The following is a 23,034-nucleotide window of genomic DNA, read 5'->3' as shown; positions in this document are numbered from 1 at the left end:
AAGCGAAAAAAGGGAGGAAACTACAGATGTCTCGTACACCGAAAGAGATCTTCATGCACCACCTGGAAACCCTTGGTGGGCGCGATGTCGACGGAATCGTCGCCGACTATACCGATGAGTCCGTGGTCGTGACCGGCGAACGCGTCTACAAGGGAAAGGCGGAGATTCACGAGTTCTTCACAAAGTTGCTGGCCCACCTGCCAGAGGCGGAATGGGGCCTGCACAAGGAGATTTACGAACAGGACACGCTTTATATCGAGTGGAGCGCGAAGTCGCCCACTCATAACGTGACATCGGGCGTTGATACATTTGTCTTCCAGGACGGAATGATCCGCGTTCAAACGGCTTATGCGCCGTTGATCCGCACAGGGATCTGAGGTGTTCCGATGCAAGTCACAGGCGTGTTCCATATTTCGATCAAGACCCAGAAGCCTAATGCGACAATGCGTTTCTATACCGAAGTTCTTGGTATGGAAGAAGCTCCTCGTCCGCCATTCGAGTTTCCTGGGTTTTGGCTGAAACTCAACACTTCGGTTGGAGAAGTGCCGATCCACCTCTATACCGGTGACGCGGCATTGAACAATGATGGATCAGCACCGGAAGGGACTGGCTGCATCGACCATCTTGCATTCTCTGTGCATGGTTTTCAGGAAATGCGCGAACGCTGTCAGCGTCTTGGTGTAGACTACCGGGAACGGCGCATTCCTTCGCTGACACTGGTGCAGATGTTCATGTACGATCCGAACGGAGTTCAGATCGAACTGAATTTCAACTCGAACAGCGAAGAACCACTGCCGGAAATAAACCCGGAGAACTTTCCCAGTGCTGGCGGACAGTGGTTTGATCCTGCTTCAGTCGCGCACTGGGGGCAGGACTAACGCTAAAGCAAGAGAGCCTGCCCAGCGGGTGGGCTCTTTTGGTATGTAATCTGAGATGCTTAACTGGAAGAAATGCGGAATGGTGGGGTATTCGAAGCATTGACAAAAATGATCTGTTGAATTCTGCGCCTTCCATGTGCTCGTTTCGGGGATGTGTCGCAAACTCTGGGGTTTAGGTGACGTGCATGCGTGATCTGAGGTTTGTACTCGTCGAATAGTTTTCGAATAGGTTTTTTTTAGCATAATCTCATTGAAGGGCTGTCATTTCCCCAAGGATGCAGTTTTGTATGCTGTGTACTTCTATCTGCGATACACGGTGTCGTATCGGGACTTAGAGGAAATCCTGGTAGAACGCGGCGTTCAGGTGGACCATGCCACTCTCAACAGGTGGGTTGTGAAATATTCACGATGATCGCAGCAAGAGCGCAATCGAAGAAACGCCCAACGCTGAGCTCCTGGTGCATGGACGAGACCTATATTCGTTTTCGCGTCAATTGGATGTACCTTTACAGGGCCGTCGACAAGGCAGAGAATACCCTTGATTTCATGCTGTCCGAGCGCAAGAACCGTCCAGCTGCCGCCAAGTTCTTTGCGAAAGCGCTGTCTTCAAATGGAATCCTGATCAAGATTGTCATCGACAAGAACGGTGACAACACCGCGGGCCTCAAGGCCATCAACAAGATGTTGCAAAGCCTTGGCTGCCTGTTCCCAATTGAGATGGTGAGGCGAAAGTACTTGACGGATGTATTTGACAAGAACTTTTTGAGGCACCGCCCCCTTTTCTTTGGGTGAGCTACTGAGGTGCGACGGGCTTTGCCATCGGAGATTTCTGTTTCCACTTTATTACGAAACGCCGGTAAACCTCTTCCGCGTGACCGACAGCTTCTCTCTCCTGATCGCACACTGATTTGAGGCTGTAGTCGGCAGCTGAGCCTTTCGTTCTTCCACCGCGGTGAAAGAGGTAGCCAGCCGTCGGTTCCAGCTTTCGGAGCTTCCAGTCTAGGAGAGCTGGACGACTCCAGACGTATTCTTCGCCCCTGGATAGCATGTGCCAGATGACCACTGTCAGCTTCCGCGCAGTCGCCACCGCTGCGATCAGACTGCCACGCTTTTCTCTGACCCTTCGAAAGAAGGCTCTGAGCGGTCCGGGCGTACGAGAGACCGACCAAGCCGCTTCAACCAGCATCGCTCGCGCATGGGACCGGCCCTGTTTTGTGATGCGGCCGTGATACGCAGCTTTGTCACCCGATTGGCGAACCCGGGGATTGAGGCCGAAATAACTGACGAGTTTCTCCGGAGACGAGAAGCGCCCGATATCGCCAATAGCGGCCAGAACTCTCAGAGCAACGATCATGTTTACGCCGGTAATTGCCATCAACTGTTTTGCGCGCGGCTCCTGAAGTGCTGTCTGTGCCAGGTCTTCATCGATCTGTTTGAGTTCGCAACAGAGACGATCCAGTTCGCCAGCATGACGGAGGATGACGCGTCTCTGGTCTTGCGCGACGGGTTGTTCCTCCAGCCATTTTCTCCCACGCTTTGTAAAAAGAGATGCATTGTACTGCGGGATCAGATTGGCTTGCAGCACCGAATGGGTTCTATTCTTGAGACGGGTCATCTGAGAAACCAGCTGCGCCCGCTCAGCAACGACCCGACGCAGCCGTTCCGTTTCTACATCCGGCATCCAGACTTCTGGCAGAAAGCAACTGGCGTGAAGCTTCGCCAGAACACTTGCATCGATCTTGTCGTTCTTGACTTTGGCCCAGGCGATGGCGCGAACGAGCAGCGGGTTTGAGATGATAACACGTCTCACAAATGGGGACAGTAGCCGCACGATGGCCTTTGTGTTGACCGTCGCTTCCAGGACGATCTCATCCTCGACATTTAGTCGTTCTGCAAATTTCAGGATGTGTTCTCGCTCAAGCTCGAGGCGACCTGCGTCCCCGATCTTACCATTCTCCAAAATCGCCACCTGAGCAAAGGTGCGATGCACATCAAGCGCAATGATTTTCGTAGCGGGCTCCTTTCCAAGGTGAGTAACCAAGGGAGCCAGCGGGCTACACGACAACTACGGATCCGCGCTCGCAGCGGCCGCTAACGAATTGCGCCACCGGTTCAAGCACCAGTAGCGGCGGGCAAGTCGAAGGGGTGGCCAGACAACAACTCGAGCTCACAGCGCATCAGATACTTCGGCCTGCCCGCCATTCGTGCTCCCAACGCCCCAATACCGGTGGATCAATTCTAACCCACCTCGAGTCTTTCAAAACCTCTGATCGGAGCGTCACGCCCATTCATGCCGGATAACAACATCGTCGAGCAGGATCACCGGTTCATCAAGAGACGCGTGCGGCACATGTGCGGGTTTAAATCGTTCAGATCCGCTTCGGCTACTCTGGACGGTATTGAGGTGCGAACATGATCCGAATGCAGCAATTCCCCAACACTACGACATCTGGCTTTCGGCAATTTGCCGATATCGCAGGATGAATGCGTCCGGTAAGTCGATACTTTGGCCATTCTAAAAGTTCGCGACACATCCAGGCTCGTGTCATTTGCGAAGTCTTTTGTCGTCTCAAGGTTCAAATCTGTTTCTCCTTTGTGGTGTGGCCTTCGGGGTTGATCCCCTTTTGGTGCTGGTTTTGAGCCGAGCCCTGAAAGGGCGTCGTCTCTAAAACCTGCCCCGTGGCGAACGCAGAGAGGGGCGAGACATGACAAATCGACAAGAGTGGTGCGGCCCGCAGCGCAACACGCGAGGACACGGTCTTGTCTATTTGTCTTGTCCGAGGGGGGAGGCCGCGCCTTCCCCCTGACGTCGGGGGCGTTTGGCTTGTCCAAATCCCGCCTGACCAACAAAAGAAGCCATAGGTTCTTCGATCCTGCGGGAGCGCAAAAGGGATCGTCTCCCGGAGGGCAGATCACCACGGCATGGAGCGACCATGACCCAAAGCCCCTGCCCCGGCTCGCATGAGACGGGTCAGGGGCTATTGGATCAGGGAGATTATGCCGGGGTGTTCTGGGTGGAAGCCGATAGGTCGGCTGGAACCTAGAGCCCGCTCACGAGGCGATAGGCTCGGGATATGCTACGAAAACAGATTGCAACCTGAAGTCACGCACCGACCGGGACGTAGCCTCGTCGGTGCTTTTGCTTTTTGAGTTTCTGGAGCGCTTCAGCAGCCTGGGCTTCGTCTTCGTACGTCACCATCATGGCTTGCCCATTTGTGCCGATACGCCCCCAGGTACGAAAGACAGACACCTCCCCAAACAGCGTAGGTTGAAGTTCAATCTCATGGAACCGCGCCATGATGAATTCTGAATCCACATGGATCAGGTGGACAAGTGTAGTTGCCGACAGCTCCATACAGCCACTATCCTTCGCTACAGCACGTCTGTCCAATGACTTTACAACAACAATTCGTAGGTTAGGATTCTGATCCTGAATTGAATAGGAAATCGAACACACTCGCTTTTCTTATCAAACCCTCCTGGCCAGTATATGAATAAAAGGATTAGCCATGTTTCGTCTTTTACTGTTTGCGTTCGTGACAGGTCTTGCCGCCAACGCGGGCATGGCGCAGACGCCACCTTCGGCTGGAGAGATCGCGGATTACAACGGTCTCTTCGCGGCCGCTCACACCGGCAACGTAGAAATGATCCGGCAACTTGTGAAGGCGGGAGCAAACGTCAACGCGCGGGATTCGCGAGGGAGAACACCAGCCCATGTTGCCGCCTTTGCTTCTGAGGATGAGGCGTTGCGTGCGATGGCTGAGGCCGGAGCTGACATGAACGCGCTGGAAGGTCAGGCCTACGACGTGATCACAATTGCGGCCGTTGCAAATGATCCAGAACTGATGACGCTCGCAATCGAGTTGGGAAACGATCCCGGACTAACGACCAGCCCTTATGAAGGAACGGCACTGATTGCAGCCGCGCATCTCGGTCATGTCGAGATTGTCAGACGGCTGATCGCCGCTGGCGCGCCTCTGGACCATGTGAACAATCTGCATTGGACCGCAGTTGTCGAAGCCGTTGTGCTTGGCGACGGCGGCCCAGACCATCTTGCGGTTCTGGATGCTTTGTTGGCAGCGGGCGCTGACCGATCGCTTGCCGATCGAAACGGAACTACACCACTCGAACACGCCGAATTACGCGGATTTTCTGAGATGGCAGAACGGCTAAGAAAAGATGACTGAGACCAGTCCAGCAGGCTGAAGCAGTGAAATTACGTGAAAGGCGCTGATGGCAGCTTGGATAAGCCAAACCTCAGGTCTTGGTTAACGCTCAGAAGTAACCTGGGAAGAAAGCACGAGCGGTAGTTTGGCAGATATCCACCGCATTTTCCCTGCAGAACTCATCGGGATGGGCGTGAAAATCGGTCCACAACCCTTCCAGTAAAGACATGATTGCCATGGCCACTTTTTCAGGATCACCTTGAGTTCCGCAAGCCTCGCAGAGCACCTTGCAGCAGCCGCGCACATGATCATGCAAATCAGTTCCACGAGTTTCGATGTAACCTGATCCAATTGCCTGGAGATCAGGTTCAGCGCGGAAGGCGAAGGTCAGTCGTACGCTGCGCTTGTTCAGCACTGCTTCTGAAAAATCCGTCGCGAATAGCGCCTGCAGACGGGCGGCGGCATCTTCCGGAGTGCTAACTTCTTCCGGTGCCTGGCTGGTGAAGCCCTGCCAGGCCTCATTGTATTCCCGCGTCATGTGTATCGCGAGTTCGCGAATCAGATTGTCCTTTGACTGGAAGTGCAGGTTAATCATGCCGCGGGAGAGCCCGGATTCCTCTTGGATTCTGCTGATTGTCGCGCCGCTCACCCCATGACGCAGGATCACATTGGCAGCAGCTTCAAGCAGCACTTCACGGTGCAGATCTTTGTCCATCTTCCGCTTTTTTCTTGTATCTCCAATACTTGTCATTTGCCTGCCCTTTTCTTATCCCGGCCGGGTTAGCGTCTTTAGAACACCTTGCCCAATATCGAAACAAATTTCCATCGACAATGAACGGTCATTCATTTACTTTCAATGTATGTACGTTCATTCATAAAGAAACAACAACTCCGGACAGAGGGCCGTGATGACCAAACTTAGAAACGACTTCAAAAACTTTAAAACCTGGGACAAGGAAAATTACTTCCATCCGTGGGAAGGGCTGGAAGTCCAGGGCGACGGAAAAACCGACAGGACGTTCAGCGAATATGCCGAAGGCATCTATGTATACGACGAGCATGGGAACAAGGTGATCGACGGTCCTGGCGGCATGTGGTGTATGCAGCTTGGCTATGGCAACGCTGAAATTGCCGATGCAATGGCTGCACAGGCCCGCAAGATGGCCTATTGTTCGCCCTTCAGCGAGGCAACATCGGTGAGCGCAGAATTCGCCCACGCCATTGCCGAGCGTGCGCCGGGCGACCTGAACCGGGTCTATTTCACAACTGGCGGCTCAACGGCAGTAGACACCGCTATCCGCTTTGTCCACTTCCGCAATAATCTACTGGGCAATCCGTCCAAGAAGCGCATCATTACCCGGGCGCATGCCTATCACGGCGGCACCTATCTGACTGCGTCACTCAGCGGCAAGCCGAGTGAGCGCCAGTGGTTCGACACCGATAAGGTTATTCCTCATTTCCTGCCGGACGTGAACGCCTTCCGCCGACCGAAAGGCGTAAGCATTGAAGCCTTCCTCGATGAAAAAGTCGCAGATCTGGAAAATGCCATCCTGGATCTGGGCGCGGATAACGTCGCCGCCTTCATCGCCGAACCGGTGCTGGGCTCCGGCGGCGTGATCGTACCGCCCACAGGCTACCACAAACGCTGCCTGGAGGTATGTCGCAAACATGACGTCCTTTACATTTCAGACGAGGTCGTCACCGGCTTTGGCAGACTTGGCCACTGGTTCGCGTCCGAGAAACTCTTCGGTGTCACTCCGGATATAATCACATGCGCCAAGGGGTTGACTTCAGGCTATGCACCGATGGGGGCCGCAATCTTCTCTGACCGTCTGTTCAAGGACATCGAAGGTGATATCTCCAAGGACGTCTATTTCACCAGCGGCTACACTTATTCCGGACACCCGGTTTGCGCCGCCGCCGGTCTCAAAAACATCGAGATCTTTGAGCGCGACGGCATTCTGGAGCACGTCCGCAGCGTGACCCCGCATTTCCAGAAGCGCCTGAGTCAAATGTTGGAACTGCCGATGATTGTGGATGTGCGTGGAATGGGGTTGGTGGGCTGCCTTGAATGCTCGCTGACGCGCGATGGTAAGGCCAATGCCGAGATTGATGCGAGCATTGGTGCCGTCATTGACGCCCGCTGCCAGGAGCTAGGCCTGATGGTCCGCCCCTATGGCAATATGGCGATTTTCTCGCCGCCACTGGTGATCACTGAAGCGCAGATCGACGACATGTTCGACATGCTTACCGAAGGTGTCGAACACGCCACTCTGGAATTGCTGGGTCAGGGGCTCGAACTGGAACGGGAGCGGGCCTGAGGCCCGCACCGCAAGAAAACACTTAACGCCATCACGGGAGGAAACCATGAATACCAAGCTGACAACCAGCCTTATGGCCGGAGCCGCCGCTATCTGGGGCATCGCTGCTGCAGCAGAGGGCGAATTGGTGATCTATAACTGGAGCGACTATCTCGACCCAGCGATCATCGAAGCCTTTGAAGCGGAAACCGGTATCGACGTCACTTATGATACCTATGATTCCAACGCGATGCTGGAAACCAAAGTGCTGGCGGGAAGTTCCGGGTATGACATCATAGTACCCTCCTCCACTGGCACCGCCCGGCTAATCTCGGCTGGAGTTTTACAGAAGATCGACAAATCCAAGATTCCGAACTTGGAACATGTCTGGCCCAAAATCGCCGGGCTGATCGAAACCTTCGATCCTGGCAACGAGTACCTGGTACCTTACAACTGGTGGACCTTCGGCATTGCATATAACACCGACAAGCTGGCCGAGCGTCTGGGCGAAGACCATCCCAAATCCTGGGATCTTCTGTTTGATCCCGAGATTTCCGGCAAGCTGACTGATTGCAGTGTAATGATCGCCGATTCCCCGATTGATGTGATTGGTGCCGCGCTGATCGATATGGGCTATGACCCGAATACCAGTGACAAAGATCAAATCGCAGCGGCGGGAGCGCATATCGGCGCGATCCGTGACAATATCACTCAGATTTCGACCGATGGCATGATCGGCGCGCTATCTGATGGCGACGCCTGCCTCGGCCTGACCTGGAGCGGTGATGCCTACTGGGCCGCAGAAGGTGCCAAAGAGGCCGGCAATGGCGTTACTCTGGAATATATCATTCCAGAAGAAGGAACGATCCTGGACTTTGACGGCCTCGCCATTCTGGCCGATGCCAAAAACGTATATGAGGCCCATGCCTTCCTGAACTATCTGATGCAGCCTTCTGTGTCGGCGCAAAACGCAAACTTCATTCGTTATGGCAGCGCCAACCTCACCGCCCAGGCCGAGATCGACCCGGAATTGACCAGCAACCCAGCCGTCTATCCAACCGAGGAAACGATGGAGGTGCTAACCACCCCAGTGCTGCAGGACCGAAAGACCGAGCGGCTTTACACCCGCACATGGTCGAAGGTCCGCACCGGCGAGTGACCTGACGTACGGCTTTCGGGCCGCGCATCCTTAGCTCTGCCGCAGCCCCCTCCCGGTCCGCGGCAGAGACCAGCAACAGAGGAACCTGTAGCAATGAACCTCTTTGATCCGGCCCATGCCGCCGCCCACGCCGAACCTGCCAGTCCGCAGGAACGGCCCCGGACACCATTGATCCGCTTCGAGAATGTGACCAAGTCCTTTGGTAGCTTCACTGCAATCTCGGATCTGAACCTGGACATTCAGGAACGCGAGTTTTTCTCGCTCCTCGGCCCCTCTGGCTGCGGCAAGACCACGATGATGCGTTTGCTGGCGGGTTTCGAGGAGGCAACTTCGGGCCGAATTCTGCTGGATGGGCAGGATCTTACAGGTATCCCGGCAAATCGGCGGCCGATCAATATGATGTTCCAGTCCTACGCGTTGTTTCCACATATGTCGGTGGCCAAGAACATCGGCTTCGGTCTCAAGCAGGAACGCTGGAAGAAGCGCGACATTCAGGACCGTGTGGACGAGATGCTCGCGCTGGTACAGCTCGAAGGGTTTGCGTACCGCAAGCCGCACCAATTGTCCGGCGGACAGATGCAACGGGTGGCGTTGGCGCGCTCTTTGGCCAAGAAGCCCAAGGTACTGCTGTTGGACGAGCCGCTGGGCGCGCTCGACAAAAAGCTGCGCGAGGAAACGCAGTTTCAGCTGATGGACGTCCAGGACCGGCTGGGCCTTACCTTCATCATCGTCACTCATGACCAGGAAGAGGCGATGACCGTTTCCTCTCGTATCGCTGTCATGAAGGCAGGCAAGCTATTGCAGACCGATACGCCCGCGCGGATATATGAACATCCTGCGTCCAGCTACGTTGCTGACTTCATAGGCAATGTGAACCTGTTGGATATCGAGCTGTCTGGCATGGAGGGAGAATTGGCGATAGCCCGTTGGGACGTCGGTACCCAACTGGTGATCCGCCCACAACCCGGTGATGTTCTGACGCCCGGTGCACGCAAGATTTTGGTGCTGCGCCCCGAGAAAATCCACCTCACCAAGGATCAGCCGGCAGCAGCGCACAACGTGAACTTGGTCGAGGGTACTGTCGAAGAAATTTCCTATACCGGCAGCGCCTCTACCTTTCTGGTTCGGCTTGACGGAGGCCTTTTGATCCGTGCGCAGGAAGCCAACCGGCTGCTGACCTCGCGGCGCGAGATCGACTGGAACGATAGGGTCTGGCTCAGCTGGCGCGCAGGTGCCTGCGTGCTGGTCGATGCGTGAGGGCCAGATCATGATCACATCACGACGCCTGCTTATCTTCGTGCCCTACCTGTGGTTGACGCTTTTTTTTCTGGTGCCCTTCCTGATCGTCATCAAGATTTCCCTGTCGGATTCCGTCACCGCCAGCCCGCCCTACGCCCCTACCTTCAGCCTGGATGAGGGGCTTGCCGGGCTGCGCACTTCCTTCGCGGAACTTGATTTCGAGAATTTCCTCTGGCTGACCGAGGACGGCATTTACCTCAAGGCCTACCTCAACAGCGTCAAGGTCGCCGCCATCGCAACCCTGCTCGCCCTGCTGATCGGCTACCCGGTAGCCTATGCCATGGCCAAGGCACCTCAGGAGTGGCGCAAGACGCTGCTGATGATGGTGATCCTGCCGTTCTGGACCAGCTTCCTGATCCGCATCTACGCCTGGATCGGCATCCTCAAGAACGAGGGTTTCCTGAACCTCACCCTGATAAAGCTCGGCCTCATCGACCAGCCGCTAGCGATCATGCACACAGAAACCGCGGTCTATATCGGCATCGTCTATTCTTATTTGCCTTTCATGATCCTGCCGCTATATGCCTCACTGGAGCGGATTGACGGCCGTCTGCTGGAAGCTGCCGAGAACCTCGGCTGCAGCGCTTTTTCAGCCTTCCGCCAGATCACCTTGCCGCTGTCAAGGCCAGGGGTGATCGCAGGTTGTTTTCTGGTCTTCATTCCCGCAATCGGCGAATTTGTGATCCCTGACCTGCTGGGCGGATCCGGCACACTGATGATCGGCAAGACCCTGTGGCTCGAGTTCTTCTCCAACCGCGACTGGGGCGTCGCCGCGGCCGTGGCCATCGTGCTGCTTACTATCCTGATAGTGCCGATCGTATTGTTTCAACGCCATCAGCAGAAACATCAGGAGGAATTGGGATGATCCGGCGCTTCAACTTGTTCAACCTGACATCGCTGACCTTCGGCTTTGTGTTCCTCTACCTGCCGCTGCTGCTGGTGGTGATCTATTCCTTCAATGCCTCGCGCCTCGTTACCGTCTGGGGCGGTGTCAGCACCAAATGGTATGGTATTGTGCTGAACAATGAGGCTTACCTTGAAGCGGCCTGGATTACACTCCGCATCGCCTTTGTCTCTTCGACGCTTGCCACAATCCTGGGCACCCTCAGCGCCATTGTCATGGTACGTATGGGTCGTTTTCCGGGACGCACTTTATTTTCCGGCATGATCTACGCCCCTCTGGTGATGCCCGAGGTTGTGACAGGCCTTTCGCTTCTGTTATTGTTTGTTGCCATTGGTCTCGACCGTGGGTTTTGGACCATCACCATCGCTCACGCGACCTTTTCCATGTGCTATGCTTCAGTGGTGGTCACCTCCCGGCTGTCAAGTTTTGACAGGTCGCTGGAGGATGCGGCCCTGGACTTGGGTTGCACTCCGATTTCCGCATTCCGTCAGGTGACCCTGCCGGTAATCGCGCCTGCGGTAATCTCGGCCTGGCTTTTGTCATTCACTCTCTCACTCGATGACCTGGTGATCGCTACCTTTACCTCAGGACCCGGCTCCACCACCTTGCCAATGAAGCTCTATTCCTCTGTCCGGCTGGGCGTCTCGCCCGAGATCAACGCTCTTTCGACCATGCTGATAGGTGTCGTCACCACCGGTGTCATCGCCGCGTCGCTCATCAACCGCCGACTAGAACGTCGCCAGAAACAGGAAACCCGCGCAGCAATGGCCTCCGCGTGATACACACTCAGGCAAAATTGGAAACACAATAATGCAGTACAACTTGTCCCAGTTTTACATCGGCGGCAGCTGGACCGATCCCCATGGCACCGGTTCCGTGGACGTTGTCAATCCCGCTACCGAACAGCCTATCGGTTCGCTCGTACTCGGCAATGATGCAGACGTCGATGCCGCAGTTGCTGCAGCCAAGGCCGCGCTGCCAGACTTTGCCGCCATCCATCGTGAGGAACGCGTTGCGCTGCTGGAAAAGGTGCTGGAGGCCTATAGTGCCCGTGTAAAAGACTTCGCTCAGGCCATATCGCTGGAGATGGGCGCCCCGATCACCATGTCGCGCGAGATGCAGGCCCAGGTGGGCATCGACCATCTGGAAGCCATTATTGCTGACCTGAAAACAATTGATTTTGAAGAGAGGCTGACCAATGGCGACACGCTTGTGCGGATGCCGATAGGCGTTTGCGGGCTGATTACCCCGTGGAACTGGCCAATCAACCAGATCGTGCTGAAAGTCGGGCCTGCACTGGCAGCGGGCTGCACCATGGTGCTGAAACCGTCGGAACTAACACCGCTTTCCGCGGTGCTATATGCTGAAGTATTGCATGAGGCCGGTGTACCTGCTGGTGTATTCAACCTGGTTCACGGCGAAGGCCCCTTGGTTGGTGCTGCGCTGTCACGCCACCCGGATGTCGCCATGATGTCTTTCACCGGGTCGACCCGCGGCGGTGTCGCTGTGACTCGGGACGCCTCGGAAACGGTCAAGAAGGTGGCACTGGAACTGGGTGGCAAGTCCCCGAACCTGATTTTCGCCGATTGCGATCTGGAAACTGCTGTCACCGAGGGTATCGAAGCCTGTTTCATCAATGCTGGTCAGAGTTGCGATGCCGCCACCCGGATGTTGGTAGAGTACAACGTCTATGACCGTGCAGTGGAACTGGCGCAGGCGAAATGCGAGCAAATGATCGTCGGCAACCCAGCTGAACCGGGCGATCACATGGGCCCGCTGTCCAGCGCGCAGCAATATACCCGCGCGCAGGAGATGATAGAAGCCGGTATTGCCGAAGGCGCGCGGCTGGTCGCCGGTGGACCTGGCAAGCCTGAAGGATTTGAGACTGGCTACTATGCCCGTCCCACCATTTTTGCCGATGTAAACAATGCAATGCGCATCGCGCAGGAGGAGATCTTCGGCCCGATTCTGGTAATGATCCCTTTCAACAGCGAGGCGGAAGCCATCGCTATTGCCAATGACACGCCTTACGGCCTTTCTGCCTATGTGCAAACCGGCGACAGTGACCGCGCGGCCCGCGTCGCACGCGCCCTGCACTCAGGTATGGTCAATGTGAACGGCGCATTCCTTGGCGCGGGCTCTCCCTTCGGTGGGATCAAGAGATCGGGAGTCGGGCGAGAGGGTGGCCGTGAAGGTATCCTCGAATATCTTGAAACCAAGTTGATTGCAGCGCCCTGAAGGGGCGCCGCTGGAACGGACCGTCGCCATGCTAAATCTCCACCGCATCTACGACGCCCACGCCTATGACACCGAGACACCGGTTGGCAGCTATTGGGAGGCTACGATGCCTGCCACGCCTGCCTTTCCGGCACTGGACGGAGATCGGCGCGCAGGCGTGGCCATTATCGGTGCTGGCTACACCGGTCTCAGTGCGGCTCTGCATCTCGCCAGCGACTACGGCGAGGCGCCGCTTATAGTCGAGGCCGCCCAGCCCGGCTGGGGGGCATCAGGGCGTAATGCCGGCTTCTGCGGCTTCGGCGGCGCCAAACTGGGAGATAGCGCGATCATCCACCGCTTCGGCGAGGATGACCTGCGCGCTTTTTACAGCGCCCAGAAAGAGGCCGTCGGCTTGGTCCGAGATCTCTCCTCCGGCAGTGGCATTGAGGCAGAGGCCCAGGTGGCCGGCGAATACTGCCTGGCCCACAACGCCTCAGCCGCCCGTGCACTACCAGAGGTGGCGGACGGTCTGCGCCGCTATGCCGGGGTTGAATGCCCGGTTCTGTCAGCACAGGAGATGAAACAGGAAGGCTTGCACGGCGACGGTTTTCACGGCGGTTTTCTGCTGCCCCAGGGCTTTGGCTTGAACCCAGGCAAATATGCTGCTGGTCTGGCTCGTCTGGCACAGCAGGCCGGCGCCGTGATCCACGGCAGTACCCCTGCGCTCTCGGTGCAGGAAGAGCCGGGCGGCACTTACATCATAGAAACGCCTACCGGTCGGATTCAGGCTGATCGTCTCATCGTCGCCAGCAACGGCTACAGCAGCGACAACCTTCCGGACTGGCTACGGGGGCGCTACTTGCCGGTGGTGTCACATATCATGGTCACGCGGCCATTGACCGAACTGGAAAAACAGACCCAGGGGTGGACCACACGACGCATCGCCTACGACACCCGTAACCTGCTGCACTATTTTCGCCTGCTGCCGGACGACCGTGTGCTGTTTGGTATGCGCGGCACCAGCAACATCACAGCTGGCTCAATGCAGCGGATGCGGCGTCAGATCCGCCACGAATTCGAGGCCATGTTCCCGGCGCTGATCTGCGCGGAAACTGAGTTTCACTGGAGCGGTCTGGTCTGTCTCACCAGAGGCCTTATTCCTTATGCCGGGCAGATCGGAAACTGGCGGCGCGCCTGGACCGGGTTTGGCTATCACGGCGGCGGTGTTGCAATGGCGACCTATACTGGGCGGCTGCTGGCAGGAATTGCGGCTGGCAAGCCCTACAAATCACCTTTGCCTTCGCTCATGCAGCAAAAGCCTGCGGCAATCCCTTTCCCCCGACTTCGCCGCCACAGCCTGCCGCTTGCATACATGTTTTACGGAGTGAGGGATCTGGGTTGGTAGTTCCCGAAACTCCAATTTTGACAAAGAGCTGATTCCGTTGAGAAACTCTTCCTTGATCGTGGGGCAACTGGCTGATTCAATTTCGGTATTGATGGAGGCGGATCACGATGATGGGACCGAGGCAGGAAGCGCAGGCGGCTCTGTTTTACGAGTTTTCGCTGGAAGATCATGTCCCGCAGGATTACCTTCTGCGATCGGTTGACCGGTTTGTCGATTTGGGCAGCATCCGCGGTCACTTGTCGGGCTTCTACAGCCACACGGGCCGTTCTCCGGTCGATCCGGAGCTGCTGATCCGTATGCTCTTGTGGGCTATTGTTTTGGTATTCGCTCCGAGCGCCGTCTGTGCGAAGAGGTTCATCTGAACCTGGCATATCACTGGTTTTGCCGCCTTGATCTGACCGAGCGCATTCCCGATCATTCAACTTTCTCAAAGAACCGCCATGGCCGGTTCCGCGAGAGCGACCTGTTGCGCCACGTATTCGAGGCGACCGTCGCGCGGTGCATGCAAGAGGGGCTCGTCGGCGGCCAAGGGTTAGCGGTGGATGCCAGCTTTATCGTGGCAGATGTCCAAAAACAAAATTCCAGCAATCCGGAAGACTGGGCGGCCCGAGAGATCAACCCCAATGATGCGCCCCGAGCTGTTCGCGAGTATCTCGAAGTGCTGGACGACGAAGCTTTTGGTGCGGCCAGCGAGGTGAAGCCAAAGTTCACCGCCCATGCAGATCCTTCCAGCCAATGGACGGCGGCCCGCAAGGGACCGGCGTTCTTTGCCTATTCCGACAACTACCTCATTGATACCGATCACGGGATCATCGTCGACGTGGAGGCCAGCCGTTCGGTCAAAACCGCCGAAGTGGGTGCCCTGCGCAAGATGATCGACCGGACAATAGAACGCTTTGGACTGAAGCCCGATTGGGTGACCGCCGACACCGCATATGGCTCTGGCGAGAACTTGGCCTGGCTTGCTCTAAATCGGCAAGTCCTTCCGTTCATTCCCGTGTTCGACAAGTCCGAACGCAAGGATGGCACCTGGTCTCGATCCGACTTCACCTGGGACCCGGACAATGACCGTTACCTCTGCCCCGAAGGCAAGGTGCTGAGGCGCACGCGGCAATATCACAAGGACCCGCACAACAAACAGCAACGGACAGGACGCCGTAAGTATCGGGCTAGCAAGATGGTCTGCAGTATCTGTCAATCCAGGCAGAAATGTTGCCCCAAGGTAGATGCCCGATCTGTTACGCGAGGGCAGTTCGAGGAGGTCCGTGAGTTTACCAAGCTCTGCGAGGCTTCACCTTTCAACCCGACCGCACAGAGGAGGCGAAAGAAGGTTGAGATGCTCTTCGCGCACCTCAAACGTATCCTCGGGCTGGGGCGTCTTCGATTACGTGGCCCCAGCGGCGTTCAAGACGAATTTACCCTCGCAGCAACAGCGCAAAACCTTCGGAAACCGGCAAAGCTCAAGCCGATGGCGCCCGCAACAGGTTGAGTGGGTGGGCTGGAAGCGCATTGCCGCAAGAAATCAGACCAGTCGCCCCGGTAAGGTCAACAAAACCAACGAGTTCTTCAACGCAATCAGCTCTCAACTTCCATCGGATGCGGCGCAGCATCTGGTCAGTCTCAGCTTTGATTGGTGGCACGCCGGCCCATTCCCGCCATTCCCATCACTTTCCGCACGCTGCAATGCGGCCTGCCGAAGGAGACGTTAGCTGAAGGCGCAAAATCCAATCCAACCAGAGCTCGGGGATTTCGAGACTTTCGCCTGGTGTCGCATTGAGAACAGACACGCATTTGGCGACATTTCTACATGATCAAATGACCACCATTGCTTCCATACCTCAATCTGCGGATCGCATCCTTGCAGGCGTTTCGCTGATGCTTGGATTTTGCCTGACTGCTCCTTTGCTGGATGTGGCTGCGAAACTCGCATCAGCCAGCGTTCCAATTGGGCAGATTACGGCTGCCCGCTTTTTAGTGCAGTGCGCGTTGATGGCACCGTTCATCTGGATAATGGGGCTGCCGTTGCGTGTGGCGCGAGGTGACTTGATGGCACTCGCAATCCGCTCACTGCTTTTGCTGTTTGCAACTTTTTGCTTTATTGCGGCAATCCGTGTGATGCCACTTGCCGACGCTTTGGCTATCGTATTTGTGGCCCCGTTCATTGTCTTGCTGGTCGGCAAGTTTTATTTCGGCGAGGATGTCGGCCCTCGTCGAGTGGGAGCGGCTCTTGTGGGATTTGTTGGGGTTTTGTTCGTTATCCAGCCCAGCTTCGCGGCCTTTGGCGCTGTTGCCATAATCCCTCTTGGTACCGCGGTCGCCTTTGCTTTCTACATTCTTGTGACGCGGGGATTGTCACGCCGGATGCACCCCGTGGCTCTGCAATTCCACACTGGCCTGATTGCCAGTCTGTTTTGCATTCCCGTACTGATAGCTGCCCAAGGTTCCGGCTCCGAGCTGTTCGATCCTGTCTGGCCGGCAGGCCTCGCGCTGTTGTGGCTTCTGGGGGCGGGCTTTTTCGCAACGGTGAGCCACCTGATGATGACCTATGCCCTTTCCTTTGCACCTTCGGCTACATTGGCTCCCCTGCAGTACTTTGAGCTGCCGGTAGCGGCCCTGTTTGGCTATCTTGTCTTCAATGACTTCCCGAACATGCTTAGCCTGCTTGGTATTGCCATCATCATCAGTGCCGGGCTGTACATGATCCATCGCGAAAGGGTCATAGCTAGACAGTTGGTCACTGAGCGCGCAGCACCTCCAATCTAAGACTACACGTGGTCGTGGCCCTTAGCTGACCCTGGTGGATTGAGAGGCATCTATCAGGTCCCCGTCTCTGCTCAACGAGTTTTCCACATAGAAGTCTCTTGGCCGGGTCGCCTTTTCACACAGCTATGTCGGAAGCTGCGAATTCTTGCGTGTTGCTTCCCATGTAAAATACTTTCGAAAACAAACTTCATCGGGCGTGAAATCTGACCAGAGGGCCCGACCTTGAACGGTTCTCTGTCAACAGATTTGGCCGAAGGGATACGAAAGTGGCAAACCTACTTGATCCGTTTCAATTGAAACATCTGGCTTTGCGCAATCGTATCGTAAGCACTTCCCATGCACCGAATTTTGTCGAAGATGGCCATCCCCGGGACCGTTACAGATTGTACCACGAAGAAAAGGCCAAGGGCGGAGTCGCCCTGACCATGGTCGGCGGGTCAACCAATATCGCCCCTGACAGCCCATCAGTGTTTGGCCAGCTCTATGCCGGCGATGACAGTATTATCCCATGGTTTCGGAAACTGACGGATGGCGTACACGAACATGGTGCCGCCATCATGTGCCAGATCACCCATATGGGGCGGCGCACAGCCTGGGATGATGGGTATTGGCTTCCGGTTCTGGCTCCGTCCGGTATCCGAGAGCGCGCGCACCGCGCCTTTCCAAAAGTAATGGAACAAGAGGATATCGACCGGGTGATCCGCGATTTCGCAGCTGCCGCGCGACGCTGTCAGCAGGGCGGGTTCGACGGGATCGAGCTTCTGTCCCACTCACACCTTCTGGGGCAATTCCTGTCCCCACTTACCAACAAGCGCGACGATGACTATGGCGGGACGTTGGAGAACCGCATGTGCCTGAGCCTGCAGGTGCTTGACGCGGTGCGCGCTGAAGTCGGCCCCGAGTTCATCCTGTCGATGCGCATCACCGGTGATGAACAAACCGAAGGAGGGCTGAGTGCCGAAGATTGCATAGCCGCCGCCCGGATGCTGGAAAATTCCGGCCATGTCGACATTCTCAATATCCTTGCCGGCGCACCCTACGATGATCTTGGTCTGGCCGAGTGGGTGCGCCCCATGGGGTTGCCTGCGGCCCCGCACATCACCGTGGCCGGACGCATACGTGATGCGGTCGATCTACCGATCCTTCACGCAGGAGGGATTGCGGATATTGCCACGGCCCGTCACGCGGTATCTGGCGGCCATGTCGATCTGGTGGGCATGACCCGCGCACAGATAGCCGACCCCTATTTGGTAGAAAAACTCGCACGCGGGGAAGAAGAGCGTATCCGCCCTTGTGTCGGCTTGGGCTACTGCGTGGACCGTGTCAATCAGGGCAAACCTGCCGTGTGCGGACACAATGCTGCGACGGGACGTGAGCAGACCTTGCCTCATATCATCATCCCCAGCGACACTCGCAAAAAAGTGGTTATCGTCGGTGGCGGGCCCGGAGGGCTGGAGGCCGCGCGGATTTGTGCCCTGCGTGGCCACGACGTGGTGTTGTTCGAGGCGTCGGATCGTCTGGGCGGACAGTTGGGTCTGGCCGCCAAGGGGATGACGCGCAGGCAGGTCTGGGGCGTTGCTGACTGGTTGATTTCAGAAGTGACGGTGCTTGGGGTCAATATCCGCTTGAACACCTATGCCGAAGCCGAAGATGTGCTGTCCGAAGTCCCTGATGTCGTGATCATTGCGACAGGTGGTTGGCCCGGTACCTTAACCATCCCCGGCGGTGACCTGGCAATCTCCAGTTGGGACGTGTTGTCCGGTGAGGTGCGTATCTCGGGCGAGGTGCTATTGTTTGACGAGATCGGCGACCACCCTGCGGCCGTCACGGCTGACGTGCTGGCTGGTAACGGTTGCAGTGTCAATCTGGTGACCCCAGATCGGGCTCTTCTGCATGACCTTGGCCCAACGACCTCTGCTGTCGCATTACGCGATCTGGCCGCTAATGGAGTCGCCTTCACTTGCCTCCAGGAGCTCACCTGCCTTTCGCACGAAGGCGATCGGGTTCTTGCCAGCCTACGTCATTCGTTGACGGGGGGCGTCATTGAACGTCTTGTAGACCATGTGGTCGTTGAACATGGTCTGTCCCCTATGGCCGAACTCTATCACGACCTCAAACCAATCTCGTGCAACCTTGGGCAGGTTGAACACCAAGCGCTCATTGGCGGGACGCTTCCATTTCCTGATACCAATCGGAGCGGTCAGTTCTATTTGGCCCGCATTGGCGACGCGGTTACAAGCCGAAATATGCACGCCGCAATTCTCGATGCCTTGCGTGTTTGTGCACCGATCTGAAAGAAACCAAGCCGCTCTGCCGATTAAGGATGGGAGCGGACTATCAGTTCTGGCTCAACTTATGACAGGAAAGCATCCACTTTCATAGGTATCGAACGGCCCTAGGCTCAGGATTCGTTGATTTTCAAAGCTCTGCATGATTCACGGTTCGAAAAACGGAGCGGTGATATGAGCGACCTTTTCTGGCGGACTGACGAGCAGATGGCCAGACTTTCCCCTTTCTTCCCGCGGTCGCATGGCAAGCCGCGGGTCGATGGCGAGAGGGTGCTGAGCGGGATTATCTTCATCAATCGCAATGGGTTGCGGTGGCGTGACGCACCCAGAGAAAACGGGCCGCACAAGACGCTTTATAGCCGGTGGAAGCGTTGGAGTGAGAAAGGTATCTTCGCTCGGGTGATGGCCGGCCTGGCCGGCGAGCACGGCGAGGAAAAGACCGTGATGATCCCCTCTCATCGAAACTGCGTTTCGACTGCCGGGCAGTGGACGCGACCTATCTGAAAGCACATCGTACCGCGACCAGCATGGCCGCGAAAAAGGGGGGCGTGGCCGCCTGATTCACTGCCCGGCAGGCGCATCCGAAGGATGCTGCCGAGAGGGGCCGAACCAAGGGCGGCATGAATACCAAACTGCATGTTATCTGTGACAGCCAAGCGCGACCGATCAGCCTTTTTGTCACCGCTGGCCAAGTCAGTGACTACATCGGTGCGCGAGCGCTACTAGGCAGTATTTCAGATGTCGACTAGCTGCCCAGGGATCGCGGTTATGATGCCGATTGGTTCCGGGACGCGTTGAAAGACAAAGGAATAAGCGCCTGCATCCCAGGTCGAAAGCAACGCAAGACAACCGTGAAGTATGACAAGCGCCGATACAAACGGCGCAACCGTATTGAGATCATGTTTGGCAGGCTCAAGGACCGGAGGCGCGTAGCGACACGTTATGACCGATGTCCCAAGGTCGTCCTCTCAGCCATCGCTCTCGCAGCAACCGTCATTTATTGGCTATGAATCCTGACACTAGTTTTTGGCGAAATGACGATCCGTCAATCCCGTAGCAGGCCACCATTGAGCCAATCTCATTTCTCACATTCTAGAAGCCACCAATCGTGCATTGCGTGAAACATCTTGGTCAGGGCCATCGCCTTTTGGGTCGCCGTGTATTCTACCCGTGGCGGCACCTCTGGAAATATCTCGCGCGTCACCAGCTCATCTTCCTCCAGCGCCCGAAGCTGCCCAGTCAGCATGGTCTGCGTGATCCCGTCCACGTCCCGCTTGAGTTCGCCGAAGCGCTTCGTGCCCTGGAAGATCAGAACTTGAAGAATGATCAGTTTCCACTTGCCGCCAATCAAGCGGGCGATATCGGGCATGGGGCAGCGCTCGGCAAAGGCGTCGTTCGATGGCCGTGATTCGTCCGTGACGTTTTTCATGACATTCATGGCAGCCTCCCTAGTACTAATTTGCTACCAACCATTATTTTGTAAGTTTGCTCACAAATCAAACCATTTGTATGGAAATTCATCGGGTTGCCCCAAGGCGCGACCAGAGAATCGCCGCCAATAGTAGCAAAAACCTGACCAAGTAAAGAAAAACTGCCTTCTTTTCAATCAGTTGCAAAATCCCATATTGATGCAGCGCACACAGGAACAGGGAAGATCAAGCTATGCTTTTGGAAGGGAAAACCGCAATCGTCCTCGGTGTAAACGGGCATATCGGACGCCATGTCGCCGAGCGTTTTTTGCGGGAAGGGGCAATCGTGTTCGGTGCCGGCCGAAACGGCGCCCGCTCACGTATCGCTGAAGAACTTGCCGACTACCGAGATCTTGACGCTACGGACGCTTTGGCGGTGTCCGACTTTGTGGACGCGGTCTGGGACACGCAAGGCCGCATCGATATTGTCGTGAACCTCGTAGGCGCACGACCGTTGGACTATCATCACGGCCACCCAAGCGTCGAGGTATCCTCTGAGCAGTTCCTTCTGCCACTGTCCGTCGACACCTGCGCTCAGTTCATCTCGGCCAAGGCGGCTCATCCTCACATGGCCCGGCAGGGGTTTGGTACGGTGATCTTCAACACCTCGACACTGGCCAAGGTCGGAGCCCCGTGGTCAGCGGCCGCTTCGGCGTCTCACGCCGCGACTGAGGGGTTGATGCGTGTACTGGCGCATGAATGGGGACCGGCGGGCATTCGTGTTCTGGGTGTGCGGTCCGAAGCGATGCCAGAATCGTCAACCATCGATTACACGTTCAAGACGATGGGCGGGCAAATAGGCCTCGACTACGCGGGTATGAAGGATTTTGTCGAGCAGAACAAGACCGCGCTCAAACGCCCGCCATCTGCCGAAGATACCGCCGGGGTCTTTGCTTTTGCGGCGTCCGATCTCGCCTCTTGCATGGCAGGCACCATGCTCAACCAGTCGGCGGGACATATCCTGGAATGATGATATCCGTGCCGCCCCGTAACAATTCCGCACTTGAGGATTAGGACCTGAACCATGACATTGACCATCCACACAATCAGCGGCGCACCGCGACCCTGGCGAGTGCTTGTGGCACTCGCCCTAAAAGGCATCCCTTGGGAACAGCACGTTCTGCAAGCCTCCGCCGGAGAACACAAATCCGAACCCTTTCTGTCGCTGAATCCGCGCGCCACCGTCCCGGTGTTGGAAGCCGACGGCATCGTCATCCGCGATTCAATCGCCGCCCTTGCCTGGCTGGATCGGCGCTATCCCGAGCCTCCACTCTTTGGCGCAACACCGGACGAGGCCGCGCGAATCTGGCAGGTCACCATGGAAGCTTGCGACTATGTGCGCGAGGCCAATCGTGCTGTGCTGGTGCCGGTCTTGCTGCAGCGGCTCGACCCGGAGCCAGGCAGCGAAGAAGACAAGGCACTGGTCGGAGCCAGTGAAAAGCTGCATGCTGAATGCCGCTGGCTTGAGGGTCTGCTGGCAAATAGTTCCTATTTGGTTGGGAATACGCCGAGTGCGGCTGACGCGGTCGTTTTCCCGGAAATCCGCCTTATCCAGCGGGCGGTCGAGAACCACCACAAGGTAATGGACCGGCTTGGTTTCGGCTATCCGCCTGATCTTTATCCACGGGTATCCGAGTGGAAAGCCCGGATGAGAGAGCTTCCCGGTATTGAGGACACGTTGCCTCCGCATTGGAATGAACAGGAGGCAGTACCTTCCATGCGAAACTATAAAAAGTCTCTCACGGTCGCGGCCACCCCGGAACAGGTCTTCGAAGCACTGACGAAAGGGTTCGAACACTGGTGGACCACTCCTGATCAGCCGATCCGGAAAGAGGGCGACCGGGCCAAGTTCACCTTTCCGCCGGGCCGGTCGTACTGGACTTTCGAAGCCAGGCGGCTTGTTCCCGGAAAACTGGTCGAGTTGGAATGCGTCGAGGCGCTGCACCTGCATGAAGGCAAGCCCAAGGAGATCGAGACAGAATGGCTCGGCACGCGGACGATCTGGACCATCTCGCCCGAAGAAAACGGCGCGCGAGTTCGTTTCGAACATGTGGGGCTTTCACCAAGCCTTCTTTGTTACGAGGTATGCGAGGCCGGATGGGACAGGTTTTTTGTCGACAGCTTAAAGGCCTATCTCGACACCGGTACGGGTATGCCGCACCGCCCACCGGTTTGAGTTTCGGCCG

At 56.6% G+C, this 23,034-nt stretch carries 18 protein-coding genes and 4 pseudogenes; 18 read left to right on the top strand and 4 right to left on the bottom strand.

Annotation, left to right across the window (positions count from 1 at the left end; all coding sequences use genetic code 11):
• The first annotated feature begins 26 nt into the window (after positions 1 to 26).
• The 3 genes and pseudogenes from ACR0BK_RS18525 to ACR0BK_RS18515 all read left to right on the top strand — a co-directional run.
• Positions 27 to 377, top strand: a complete 351-nt coding sequence (locus ACR0BK_RS18525) for a nuclear transport factor 2 family protein (protein ID WP_480474642.1) — start codon at positions 27 to 29, stop codon at positions 375 to 377.
• A gap of 9 nt (positions 378 to 386) precedes the next feature.
• Positions 387 to 878, top strand: coding sequence for a VOC family protein (locus tag ACR0BK_RS18520; protein WP_480555863.1), 492 nt, complete (start codon positions 387 to 389; stop codon positions 876 to 878).
• A gap of 241 nt (positions 879 to 1,119) precedes the next feature.
• Positions 1,120 to 1,652 (top strand): annotated as a pseudogene (locus ACR0BK_RS18515) (IS6 family transposase); the annotation flags it as partial.
• Positions 1,653 to 1,671: 19 nt separating this feature from the next.
• Here the strand turns inward: ACR0BK_RS18515 and ACR0BK_RS18510 are convergent.
• Positions 1,672 to 2,880: an IS110 family RNA-guided transposase gene (locus ACR0BK_RS18510; protein ID WP_480555871.1), complete on the bottom strand. Its 1,209-nt coding sequence runs from the start codon at positions 2,878 to 2,880 to the stop codon at positions 1,672 to 1,674.
• 297 nt (positions 2,881 to 3,177) lie between these two features.
• Between ACR0BK_RS18510 and ACR0BK_RS18505 the strand changes: the two are divergent.
• Positions 3,178 to 3,362 (top strand): annotated as a pseudogene (locus ACR0BK_RS18505) (DDE-type integrase/transposase/recombinase); the annotation flags it as partial.
• A 619-nt stretch (positions 3,363 to 3,981) separates the two neighbouring features.
• Here ACR0BK_RS18505 and ACR0BK_RS18500 read toward each other — a convergent pair.
• Positions 3,982 to 4,233: a WGR domain-containing protein gene (locus tag ACR0BK_RS18500; RefSeq protein ID WP_480555862.1), complete on the bottom strand. Its 252-nt coding sequence runs from the start codon at positions 4,231 to 4,233 to the stop codon at positions 3,982 to 3,984.
• Between the two features lie 154 nt (positions 4,234 to 4,387).
• On the opposite strand from ACR0BK_RS18500, the gene ACR0BK_RS18495 reads away from it, so the two are divergent.
• Positions 4,388 to 5,065 (top strand): ankyrin repeat domain-containing protein, encoded by a 678-nt coding sequence (locus ACR0BK_RS18495; protein WP_480555861.1) that lies wholly within the window; start codon positions 4,388 to 4,390, stop codon positions 5,063 to 5,065.
• A gap of 88 nt (positions 5,066 to 5,153) precedes the next feature.
• On the opposite strand, the gene ACR0BK_RS18490 is transcribed toward ACR0BK_RS18495, so the two are convergent.
• A complete protein-coding gene (locus ACR0BK_RS18490; protein ID WP_480555860.1) occupies positions 5,154 to 5,759 on the bottom strand; it encodes a TetR/AcrR family transcriptional regulator in 606 nt (201 codons plus the stop codon).
• A gap of 193 nt (positions 5,760 to 5,952) precedes the next feature.
• Here ACR0BK_RS18490 and ACR0BK_RS18485 point away from each other — a divergent pair, with 193 nt between their 5' ends.
• From ACR0BK_RS18485 to ACR0BK_RS18435, 11 genes and pseudogenes are all read left to right on the top strand, one after another.
• A complete protein-coding gene (locus ACR0BK_RS18485) occupies positions 5,953 to 7,365 on the top strand; it encodes an aminotransferase (RefSeq protein ID WP_480555859.1) in 1,413 nt (470 codons plus the stop codon).
• A gap of 46 nt (positions 7,366 to 7,411) precedes the next feature.
• The gene (locus ACR0BK_RS18480) at positions 7,412 to 8,503 is read left to right on the top strand and encodes an extracellular solute-binding protein (protein WP_480555858.1); all 1,092 of its coding nucleotides are present in this window, start codon (positions 7,412 to 7,414) and stop codon (positions 8,501 to 8,503) included.
• Between the two features lie 93 nt (positions 8,504 to 8,596).
• On the top strand, positions 8,597 to 9,760 hold the full coding sequence (locus tag ACR0BK_RS18475) for an ABC transporter ATP-binding protein (protein WP_480555857.1): 1,164 nt from the start codon (positions 8,597 to 8,599) through the stop codon (positions 9,758 to 9,760).
• A gap of 10 nt (positions 9,761 to 9,770) precedes the next feature.
• Positions 9,771 to 10,667 carry an ABC transporter permease subunit gene (locus ACR0BK_RS18470; RefSeq protein ID WP_480555856.1) on the top strand — a complete coding sequence of 299 codons (897 nt, stop codon included), beginning with the start codon at positions 9,771 to 9,773 and terminating at the stop codon, positions 10,665 to 10,667.
• A complete protein-coding gene (locus ACR0BK_RS18465; RefSeq protein WP_480555855.1) occupies positions 10,664 to 11,485 on the top strand; it encodes an ABC transporter permease in 822 nt (273 codons plus the stop codon). Before ACR0BK_RS18470 ends, ACR0BK_RS18465 begins: the two co-directional genes overlap by 4 nt.
• 31 nt (positions 11,486 to 11,516) lie before the next feature.
• Complete coding sequence (locus ACR0BK_RS18460; protein ID WP_480555854.1) at positions 11,517 to 12,944, top strand: aldehyde dehydrogenase family protein; 1,428 nt, start codon at positions 11,517 to 11,519, stop codon at positions 12,942 to 12,944.
• Positions 12,931 to 14,328 (top strand): NAD(P)/FAD-dependent oxidoreductase, encoded by a 1,398-nt coding sequence (locus ACR0BK_RS18455; RefSeq protein WP_480555853.1) that lies wholly within the window; start codon positions 12,931 to 12,933, stop codon positions 14,326 to 14,328. The genes ACR0BK_RS18460 and ACR0BK_RS18455 overlap by 14 nt, the downstream gene beginning before the upstream one ends.
• Before the next feature lie 107 nt (positions 14,329 to 14,435).
• Positions 14,436 to 15,817 (top strand): annotated as a pseudogene (locus ACR0BK_RS18450) (IS1182 family transposase).
• Positions 15,818 to 16,143: 326 nt separating this feature from the next.
• Entirely contained in the window at positions 16,144 to 17,091 is a 948-nt protein-coding gene (locus ACR0BK_RS18445) for a DMT family transporter (RefSeq protein WP_480555852.1), read from the top strand.
• Positions 17,092 to 17,357: 266 nt separating this feature from the next.
• A complete protein-coding gene (locus tag ACR0BK_RS18440; protein WP_480555851.1) occupies positions 17,358 to 19,385 on the top strand; it encodes an oxidoreductase in 2,028 nt (675 codons plus the stop codon).
• A 168-nt stretch (positions 19,386 to 19,553) separates the two neighbouring features.
• A pseudogene (locus tag ACR0BK_RS18435) lies at positions 19,554 to 20,389 on the top strand (IS5 family transposase).
• A gap of 68 nt (positions 20,390 to 20,457) precedes the next feature.
• Here ACR0BK_RS18435 and ACR0BK_RS18430 read toward each other — a convergent pair.
• On the bottom strand, positions 20,458 to 20,817 hold the full coding sequence (locus tag ACR0BK_RS18430; protein WP_480555850.1) for a winged helix-turn-helix transcriptional regulator: 360 nt from the start codon (positions 20,815 to 20,817) through the stop codon (positions 20,458 to 20,460).
• A gap of 224 nt (positions 20,818 to 21,041) precedes the next feature.
• Here ACR0BK_RS18430 and ACR0BK_RS18425 point away from each other — a divergent pair, with 224 nt between their 5' ends.
• Together ACR0BK_RS18425 and ACR0BK_RS18420 are read left to right on the top strand one after the other, a co-directional pair.
• Positions 21,042 to 21,818, top strand: coding sequence for an SDR family NAD(P)-dependent oxidoreductase (locus ACR0BK_RS18425; protein WP_480555849.1), 777 nt, complete (start codon positions 21,042 to 21,044; stop codon positions 21,816 to 21,818).
• A gap of 54 nt (positions 21,819 to 21,872) precedes the next feature.
• Positions 21,873 to 23,024, top strand: a complete 1,152-nt coding sequence (locus ACR0BK_RS18420; RefSeq protein WP_480555848.1) for a glutathione S-transferase N-terminal domain-containing protein — start codon at positions 21,873 to 21,875, stop codon at positions 23,022 to 23,024.
• The last annotated feature ends 10 nt before the right edge of the window (positions 23,025 to 23,034 follow it).

The sequence above is a fragment of the Ruegeria sp. AF1 genome (assembly GCF_056542125.1).
Note: the sequence above shows the minus strand (reverse complement) of the source record. Positions and strands in the feature narration are given on the sequence as shown.